General features: G+C 74.7%; 7 protein-coding genes and 1 pseudogene. 7 read left to right on the top strand and 1 reads right to left on the bottom strand.

What is annotated here, in order from left to right; genetic code table 11:
• Positions 1-427 precede the first annotated feature (427 nt).
• The 7 genes from ABZY13_RS16600 (at position 428) to ABZY13_RS16630 (ending at position 8,797) form a co-directional block, all read left to right on the top strand.
• Entirely contained in the window at positions 428-775 is a 348-nt protein-coding gene (locus ABZY13_RS16600; RefSeq protein WP_356631210.1) for a hypothetical protein, read from the top strand.
• Positions 776-1,052: 277 nt separating this feature from the next.
• Positions 1,053-3,044 (top strand): FAD/NAD(P)-binding protein, encoded by a 1,992-nt coding sequence (locus tag ABZY13_RS16605; protein WP_356631228.1) that lies wholly within the window; start codon positions 1,053-1,055, stop codon positions 3,042-3,044.
• The gene (pcaB, locus tag ABZY13_RS16610) at positions 3,041-4,450 is read left to right on the top strand and encodes a 3-carboxy-cis,cis-muconate cycloisomerase (RefSeq protein WP_356631212.1); all 1,410 of its coding nucleotides are present in this window, start codon (positions 3,041-3,043) and stop codon (positions 4,448-4,450) included. The genes ABZY13_RS16605 and pcaB overlap by 4 nt, the downstream gene beginning before the upstream one ends.
• Positions 4,451-4,599: 149 nt before the next feature.
• Complete coding sequence (locus tag ABZY13_RS16615) at positions 4,600-5,775, top strand: 3-deoxy-7-phosphoheptulonate synthase class II (protein ID WP_356631230.1); 1,176 nt, start codon at positions 4,600-4,602, stop codon at positions 5,773-5,775.
• Between the two features lie 3 nt (positions 5,776-5,778).
• Positions 5,779-6,510 (top strand): isocitrate lyase/phosphoenolpyruvate mutase family protein, encoded by a 732-nt coding sequence (locus tag ABZY13_RS16620; protein ID WP_356631214.1) that lies wholly within the window; start codon positions 5,779-5,781, stop codon positions 6,508-6,510.
• Positions 6,511-6,974: 464 nt separating this feature from the next.
• On the top strand, positions 6,975-8,429 hold the full coding sequence (locus tag ABZY13_RS16625) for a DEAD/DEAH box helicase (RefSeq protein ID WP_356631216.1): 1,455 nt from the start codon (positions 6,975-6,977) through the stop codon (positions 8,427-8,429).
• Between the two features lie 125 nt (positions 8,430-8,554).
• A complete protein-coding gene (locus ABZY13_RS16630; RefSeq protein WP_356631217.1) occupies positions 8,555-8,797 on the top strand; it encodes a DUF5302 domain-containing protein in 243 nt (80 codons plus the stop codon).
• Positions 8,798-8,846: 49 nt separating this feature from the next.
• Here ABZY13_RS16630 and ABZY13_RS16635 read toward each other — a convergent pair.
• Positions 8,847-8,993: pseudogene (locus ABZY13_RS16635) on the bottom strand (shikimate kinase); the annotation flags it as partial.

Consider the following 8,993-nt stretch of genomic DNA (forward strand, 5'->3'; position numbering starts at 1 on the left):
CGTTTCGCGGCACTGCGCTGACCCGAAGTATCCATGATCTTTTGCGCCGGCCCCAGGGCTGGCACCTTTTCGAGCGGGAGGGGGGCCCGCCGTCAAAGACGCATTCTTGCTAATGGGCCGAGATATCGCCGACGCCTTGTCGATCGGCTGAAAACATTCGGCCAGATTCCGGTCCGCACCGCACTGCATCGTTCCGCATGGTTCGGCATTCAACCGAATGATCGTGTGGGCCGCATTGTCGCGGTCTTCGGCGGAGCGGAGTTCACGGGCCCGATCACCTGCATGTGCCACATGTCAACTCAGGGATCACCGAAGCAAAATCGAAGAAGGGGACACCATGTTCGGGGGGATGGTCATGACGTCGAGGTCCTGGCGGACCGGCGGCCGGGGGGCCGCCGGTGCGCTGGCCCTGATGGGAGCGCTGGGGGTGGCCGTCGTCGACGGCGCCGCGCGGACGGGCGATGTCGGCTGGAACCGGCACATCGCGTCCGGGGTCTCGGCGTCCGCCGCTCCCGGTGGCGCCCGGGGCGGCGCGACCGGTGACGGCACGGCCGACGTCGCAGGTCACCGGGGTGGGACCGGTGACCGTGACCGCCGGTCCGATGGCGGAGCGCCGGCTTCCGCACGGGCCGGGGACGTTGGCTGGAACCGTGCGGCCAAAGCCGTTCAGGCGGACGTGGGATGGAACCGCGCGGTCGCCGTCGTGCCCGTCGCGGCCGTCGGACGGAACAGTTCCGGCCAGGGCGCGGCCACCCGGGACGTGGGGTGGAACTGAGCCCTCCGGGGCCTCGCCCCTGACCGCTTCCCCCCGCCCGCTGCGGCGCGGTGGGCCGGCCCCCGGCGGCGACGCCGGCCCGGCCCACCGCGCCCGTACGAGCCACCGCACGAACCAGGCACGAGCCGCCGCACGAACCACGTACGAGCCGTCGCACCGAGAACCACGTACGAGCCGCCGCACGAACCGCGTGTGAGCCGCGCATCAGCAACGCCACCGCAGTCCACCGTCCAACCCCCACAGCGGAGAGCGAGACGTGAACACCCGACACACAGAGATGGCCATCGTCGGAGCGGGCCCCAGGGGGCTGTCCGTCCTGGAACGTCTGTGCGCCCAGGAGCGCAAGTCCCCCTCGTGCGACGTTCTCACGGTCCACGTCGTCGACCCCGCCCCGCCGGGACCGGGCCGCGTCTGGCGCACCGCCCAGTCCCGGCACCTGCTGATGAACACGGTGGCCTCCCAGGTCAGCGTCTTCACCGACGCCAGCGTCGCGATCGAAGGACCCGTCGAGGAGGGGCCCAGTCTGTACGAGTGGGCGCAGGACCGGCTCCACGGCGAACCCGACCCGCACGGCGACGTCCTGGCCGACGCCGTGCTCGCCGAGGCCCGCGACCTCGGCCCCGACTCCTACCCGACCCGGGCCTTCTACGGCGCCTACCTCACCTGGGTGTTCCGGCGCCTGATCGACACCGCGCCCGCGCACCTCGACATCCGCGTGCACCGCAGCGAGGCCGTCTCCCTGGACGACGAACGACCCGACGAGCGGGCCCGGACTCCCCGCGCCGACGGCCCCGCACAGCGGCTCCGGCTCGCCGACGGCACCGTCCTCGACGGCCTCGACGCCGTGGTCCTCACCCTCGGCCACGTCCCCGCCCGCCCGACGCGGGCCGAGAGCGAACTCGCCGCGTTCGCCGACACCCACGGGCTGCGCTATCTGCCGCCCGCCAACCCGGCGGACACCGACCTGGACGCCATCGCCCCCGGCGAGACCGTCCTGCTGCGCGGCATGGGCCTCAACTTCTTCGACTACATGGCCCTGTTGACCGCCGGCCGCGGCGGTTCCTTCGTCCGCGACCGCGACGGCCGGCTCGTCTACCGGCCCTCCGGCCGCGAACCGCGCCTGGTCGCCGGCTCCCGGCGCGGAGTGCCGTACCACGCGCGCGGCGAGAACGAGAAGGGCGCCCACGGCCGCCACGTCCCCCGGATCCTGACCGCCGAAAGGGCCGCGGAGTTCCGCGCGCGCGCCGCCGACGGCGACCGCGTGCACTTCGGCACCGACCTGTGGCCGCTGATCCGCGCCGAGGTGGAGAGCGTCTATTACGGCGCCCTGCTGGCCACCCGCGGCGGCGACGGCGACGACCTCGCCGAGCGCTACGCCGCCGCCGGCTCCGCCGCCGAGCGCGAGGCCCTCCTCGACGCCGCCGGCATCGCCGCGGAGGACCGCTGGGACTGGGAACGCATCGCCCGCCCCTACGGCGACCGCGTCTTCACCGGCCCCGACGACCACCGCGCCTGGCTGCTGGACCACCTGCGCGCCGACGTCGTCCACGCCCGCGCCGGAAACGTCAGCGGCCCCCTCAAGGCCGCCCTCGACGTCCTGCGGGACCTGCGCAACGAGATCCGCCTGGCCGTCGACCACGGCGGACTGGAGGGCAACTCGCACCGCGACGACCTGGAGGGCTGGTACACCCCGCTCAACGCCTTCCTCTCCATCGGCCCGCCCGCCTCCCGCATCGAGGAGCTCATCGCCCTGATCGAGGCGGGCGTCGTGGAGGTCCTCGCCCCCGGGATGAGGGTCGAGCGCATCCCGGACGTCCCGAACCTCGCGGACTCCGGTGGCGAGGAGGGCGCCGCCTTCGCCGCCACCTCCACCGCCCTGCCCGCCGTGCGGTACCGGGCCCGCGTGCTGATCGAGGCCCGGCTGCCCGAGCCCGACCTGCGCCGCACCGCCGACCCGCTGCTGCGGCACCTGCTCGTCACCGGCCAGTGCACGACGTACCGCATCCCCGGCGCCTGCGGCCACGTCTACGAGACGGGCGGCCTCGGCGTCACCGAGCGCCCCTACCGCCTCGTCGACGCGGCCGGCCGCGCCCACCCGCGCCGCTTCGCCTACGGCGTGCCCACCGAGTCCGTGCACTGGGTCACGGCCGCGGGCATCCGGCCCGGCGTCGGCTCCGTCACCCTGGAGGACTCCGACGCCATCGCGCACGCGGTCCGCGAGGTGTCGCCCGTGTGCCCCGACGCGATCTGCGCCGGAGCGGCCGCATGAGCGCCGTCGGCGCCGACGCGGGCCTGCTGTCGCCGGTCCGCGCCGGCACCCCCGTCGAGGCGGCCACCACCGACGAGGCCTGGCTCCAGGCCATGCTGGACGCCGAAGCCGCCCTCGCCCGCGCCCAGGCCTCGCTCGGCACCCTGCCCGCCGACGCCGCCGCGGCCATCACCGCGGCGGCCCGCGCCGACCGGCTCGACGTGCGCGCCCTCGCCCGGGCCGCACGCGAGACCGCCAACCCCGTCGTCGGGCTCGTCGCCGCCTTCACCGCCGTCGTGGCCGCCGACGACCCGGCCGCCGCCGAGTACGTCCACCGCGGCTCCACCAGCCAGGACATCCTCGACACCGGCGCGATGCTGGTCGCCGCCCGCGCCCTCGACATCGTCCTCGGCGACCTGCGCCGCACCGCCGACGCCCTCGCCGCGCTCGCCGCCGCCCACCGGGACACCCCGCAGGCCGGCCGTACGCTCGCCCTGCACGCCGTGCCCACCACCTTCGGCCTGAAGGCGGCCGGCTGGCGCCGCCTCGTCCTCGACTCCGCCGACCGGCTGGCCCGCGTGCGCCGCGACGGCCTGCCCGTCTCCCTCGGAGGCGCCGCCGGCACCCTCGCGGGCTACCTCCAGTACGCCGAACTGGACAGTTCCGACGGTCCGTTCGACCCCGCGGGCTACACCGAGCGGCTGATCGAGGCGTACGCCGCCGAGACCGGGCTGGCCCGACCCGAGCTGCCCTGGCACGCCCTGCGCACCCCCCTCGCCGACCTCGGGGCCGCCCTCGCGCACACGGCGGCGTCCCTCGGCAAGATCGCCGCCGATGTGCAGGTGATGTCCCGCACCGAGATCGGCGAGGCCCACGAACCGGGCCCCGCCGGCCGCGGCGCGTCCTCCGCGATGCCGCACAAGCGCAACCCGGTCCTCGCCACCCTCATCCGCTCCGCCGCCCACCAGGTGCCGCTGCTCGCCACCGGCCTCACCCAGTGCCTGACCACCGAGGACGAGCGGTCCGCCGGCGCCTGGCACGCGGAGTGGCTGCTGCTGCGCGAGTGCCTGCGCCTGGCCGGCGGCGCCGCGCACACCGCCGTGGAACTGGCCGAGGGACTCACCGTCCACCCTCGCCGCATGCGCGACAACCTCGCGCTCACCGGCGGCGCGCTCGTCTCCGAACGGATCGCCGCCGTCCTCGCCCCGCGCATCGGCAAGGCGGACGCCCGCCGGCTGCTGACGCGCGCCTCGGCGCAGGCCGGTGAGGAGGGCCGCACCCTCGGCTCCGTCCTCGCCGAACTGCCCGAACTGCAGGGCGTGTTCGGGCCGGACGAACTCGCCGCACTGCTCGACCCCACCCAGTACACGGGAGCGGCAGGCCCCCTGGTCGACCGCGCCCTGAAGAGAGGGACACCACCGCTGTGACCGTCAGCCGCCTCACCGAGCACCCCATCGACACCAGCCATCCGGGCGGCCGCCCGGAGGAGGCCGCCCACCGCGCCCCCGGTGCGGCGGCCGCACCGGACGGCCGCGGGCCCGAGAGCCCGCACCACACACCCGCGGCGCACCCGTTCCTGCCGTCGGACCTGCCCGCGGCCCAGCAGCCGCAGTGGCCCGACCCGCAGGCCCTCGCCGAAGCCGCGGACGCCCTGCGCCGGGCGCCCTCCCTGGTGCTGCCCGAGGAGTGCGACGCGCTGCGCGACCGTCTCGCCGCCGTGGCCCGCGGCGAGGCCGTCATCCTCCAGGGCGGCGACTGCGCCGAGACCTTCGACGGCGTCGGCGAGGACCAGATCCGCGCCAAGTTCCGCACCCTGAACCAGATGGCCGCCGTCATCTCCGAGGCCGCCGTCGCCCCCGTCGTCACCATCGGCCGCATGGCCGGCCAGTACGCCAAGCCCCGCTCCAGCCCGCACGAGACCCGGGACGGCGTCACCCTGCCCGTCTACCGCGGCGACCTCGTCAACGGCCGCGACTTCACCCCCGAGTCCCGCACCCCGCAGCCCGGCCGCCTCGGCCGGGCCCACCGCGTGTCGGCGACCACCCTCAACCTGCTGCGGGCCCTCGCGGCCCGCAGCCGCACCGAGTTCTGGACCGGTCACGAGGCCCTCGTCCTGGAGTACGAGCACGCCCTCACGCGCGCCACCCCGGCCGGCCCCTACAACCTCTCCGCCCACACCGTGTGGGTGGGCGAACGCACCCGCCAACTCGACGGCGCCCACATCGACTACGCCGCCCGCCTGCGCAACCCGGTCGCCGTGAAGGTGGGCCCCACCACGACCCCCGACGACGCCCTCGCCCTCGTGGAGCGGCTCGACCCCGACCGGGTGCCCGGCCGCCTCACCTTCACCGCCCGCATGGGCGCCGACGCCGTGCGCGACGTCCTGCCCGAGCTGGTGGCCAAGGTGACCGCAGCCGGCTCGCCCGCGATCTGGGTGTGCGACCCCATGCACGGCAACACCTTCGTCGCCGACGGCGGCCTCAAGACCCGCCGCCTCGACGCCGTCGTGGACGAACTCCGCGGCTTCTTCGAGGTGCACCGCGCGCTGGGCACCCACCCCGGCGGCGTCCACACGGAACTGACAGGTGATCATGTCACCGAATGCCTGGGGGGCACCTATGAGGTCACTCCCGCCGACCTGCCGACCCGCTACGAAACCGCCTGCGACCCCAGGCTGAACCGCAGCCAGTCGCTGGACCTGGCCTGGGAGCTGGCCGACCTGTACGCCGAGTACCAGCTCAGCAGGAGGTAACCGATGCGGACTCTCATCCCCGCAGAATCGTTCCGACGTATGCACGAGCGGGAGGCCGCGCAGTCGCCGCTGGTCCTGCCCAACGTGTGGGACGCGGTCAGCGCCCGCGTCTTCGCCGGGGCCGGCCACGGCGCGCTCGCCACGTCCAGCGCGGCCATCGCGGCCGTCCTCGGCTACGAGGACGGCGGGCACACCCCGCCCGACGAGATGTTCGCCGCGATCAGGCGCATCACCCGCGCCGTGGACGTGCCCGTGACCGCGGACATCGAGCACGGCTACGGGCTGCCGCCGCGCGAGATCGTCGAACGGCTTCTGGAGGCCGGAGCCGTCGGCTGCAACCTGGAGGACTCCGACCCCGCCACCGGCGAGGTCAAGGACGCCGACCGGCACGCCGACTGGCTCGCCGAGGTCAGTGTGGAGGCGGGCGACCGGCTCGTGGTCAACGCCCGCATCGACACGTTCGTCTTCGGCGACGGGTCGGTGGAATCCGCCGTCAAACGCGCCCGTCTCTACGCCGAGGCGGGCGCCGACGTGGTGTTCCCGATCCTCGCTCCGACCGAGCAGCTCCCGGACATCGTGGCGTGCGTGGACCGCCCGGTGAACGCGCTGTGCCTCCCGGACGGGCCGACCCCCGCCGAACTCGGCGCGCTCGGCGTGACCCGCGTGACCTTCGGACATTCCCTGCACGGCCGCGCCACCAGCGCCCTGCTGGACATCGTCAGCGACCTCACCTGACACCGCGGAAAGCGATCCCCGCCTCCGGAGCCGCCCGACCCCCGTCGCCGCCTCCGGAGGTTCCGCTTCACCGGCCGCATTCCGGCGGCGCCGACCCGGCTACGGCCGTCGTCTTCCGGCCACACGGAATTCGGGGGGAAGTCCCGCACGCGCCGGAAACACCCGCTCGACGCATTTCCCGAACTGTATGGATTCAGCCACCATGCATCACACCCGCATCGCGCATGCATCGCAGGGGAAAGGCCGCATCACACCGGGCGATCGGGCGCAGCCCTCCGGAAACTCCGGCGATCGGCCCTTCTCGCCATGACTTCCCCCGACCGGCCCGCCGATCCGGATCACCGCGTGCCGGCCCTGCCCGGTCCACCCCTGCCCTGTGCTAGTGTGACGCGTTTGCGTGGTCGTCGCGGCTCCTCTCCACCTGCCGGGCCTTCCTCGGTACGTTCCCCTGCGGAAGGCTGTTCATGAAGCACGAACACCCCCATGACTCCGGTGACCGGGCTGACTCCGGCATCGCTCCCACCCGCTCCACCGCACCCGGGACCGCGGCTTGCCGGACCGGGAATGACGTCCCGTCCTCGGCGGACTCCTTCGAGGGACTGGACCTGCCGGTCGAGGTGCTGCGGACCCTGAGCGGCCTCGGGGTGCGCGCACCCTTCCCGATCCAGGCCGCCACCCTGCCCGACGCCCTCCGGGGACGCGACGTCATGGGACGCGGACGCACCGGATCGGGCAAGACCCTCGCCTTCGGCCTGCCGCTGCTGACGCGTACGGCCGGGCGGCGCGCCGAACCCAAGCAGCCGCTCGCCCTGATCCTCGCGCCCACCCGTGAGCTGGCCCAGCAGATCGCCCAGGCGCTGGCGCCGTACGCCGAGGCGCTGCGGCTGCGGACGGCCACCGTCGTCGGCGGTGTGTCGATCGGCCGGCAGGCCGCCGCGCTGCGCGAGGGAGCCGAGGTGGTCGTCGCCACCCCCGGACGCCTGCACGACCTGGTCGAGCGCAACGCCTGCCGCCTGGGACGGGTGCGGATCACCGTGCTGGACGAGGCGGACCAGATGTGCGACCTGGGATTCCTGCCGCAGATCGTCGAGGTGCTCGACCAGGTGCGGCCCGACGGTCAGCGGATGCTGTTCTCGGCCACTTTGGACCGCGACGTCGAGCAGTTGGTCGGCCGCTTCCTCCACGACCCCGTGGTCCACTCGGTCGACGCGTCCGCGGGCGCGGTGGCGGCTATGCGGCACCACGTCCTGGTCGTCCACGGTCCCGACCGGTACGCCGTCACCACGGAGATCGCCGCCCGCGACGGCCGGGTGCTGATGTTCCTCGACACCAAGCACGCCGTCGACCGGCTCACCCGGCACCTGCGGGCCGTCGGGGTGCACGCCGGGGCCCTGCACAGCGGCAGGTCCCAGCCGCAGCGCACACGGACCCTGGCCGAGTTCAAGGACGGCCGGATCACCGTCCTGGTGGCCACCGATGTCGCCGCCCGAGGCATCCACGTCGACGACCTCGACCTCGTGGTCAACGTCGACCCGCCCACCGACGCCAAGGACTACGTGCACCGGGCGGGCCGCACCGCCCGCGCCGGCGCGTCCGGCAGCGTGGTCACGCTCGTGGAGGCGGGCGAGCGCCGGGAGACGAGCCGCATGATGGCCGCGGCCGGCATCGAGGCGACCGTCACCAAAGTGCGCTCGGGCGAGGCGGAGCTGAGCCGGATCACCGGCGCCAGGACTCCCTCCGGGACCCCGCTCGACGGCGGGCCCGCCGCCTCCCGGCCCAAGAACACCAACCTTCCCTTCCGCGGCCTCGGCACCAGCAAGGACGCCTCCCGCGGCGCCGGCGGCAAGTCCCGGAAGGCCGGCGAGGCCCGCAGACTCGCCGAGGCCCGCAGGGCCGCCCTCGTGCGCCGCGGCGGCTGACCGGGCGAGCCTCCCGCGCGGCGGCCGGGACGCCCGCCGAGGCGGAGCCGGACGACGCCGCAGGCGCCCCGCCCCCGCCCGGCATGACAAGCTGTGCCTGCCCACCCCCGAACCCAGGAGTCACCATGACCGCAGAGCCCCAGTCCACGGACGGTTCGGAGCCGGCTGCCCCCGAGGCGTCCCCTCTGGAGCCGGACGGCGACGGCAACTACGACCTCAAGCGCAAGTTCCGCGAGGCCCTGGCGCGCAAGCGCGGTGCGCAGGCGGACGCCGCCGACGTCTCCGCCAACCCCGACGCGTCGAAGGTGCGTGCGGCGCACGGCCCGGCGGCGAGCCAGCGGTCGTTCCGGCGCAAGAGCGGCGGCTGACAGCCCCGGGGGACCGGCGCCGCCGCCGCCCCGGAGGCGCGGCGCCTCCTCATCCCCGCTCCGTCGCCGGCACGCGCAGGACGGCCCGGACGAGTCGGACGACCTCTTCGGGGGTGCGGCCGTCGGTGGATACGACCGCGCTGGCCACTTCCTCGTACAGGTGGCGCCGGGCCTCCATCAACTCCCGCCACTGCTT

Source organism: Streptomyces sp. NPDC006610 (assembly GCF_040611575.1).
Taxonomy (GTDB): Bacteria; Actinomycetota; Actinomycetes; order Streptomycetales; family Streptomycetaceae; genus Streptomyces.

Coding starts and splice junctions, on each gene's coding strand:
- ABZY13_RS16605 (WP_356631228.1), top strand. CDS start 1,053: ATGGCCATCGTCGGAGCGGGCCCCAGGGGGCTGTCCGTCCTGGAACGT.
- pcaB (WP_356631212.1), top strand. CDS start 3,041: ATGAGCGCCGTCGGCGCCGACGCGGGCCTGCTGTCGCCGGTCCGCGCC.
- ABZY13_RS16620 (WP_356631214.1), top strand. CDS start 5,779: ATGCGGACTCTCATCCCCGCAGAATCGTTCCGACGTATGCACGAGCGG.
- ABZY13_RS16625 (WP_356631216.1), top strand. CDS start 6,975: ATGAAGCACGAACACCCCCATGACTCCGGTGACCGGGCTGACTCCGGC.
- ABZY13_RS16630 (WP_356631217.1), top strand. CDS start 8,555: ATGACCGCAGAGCCCCAGTCCACGGACGGTTCGGAGCCGGCTGCCCCC.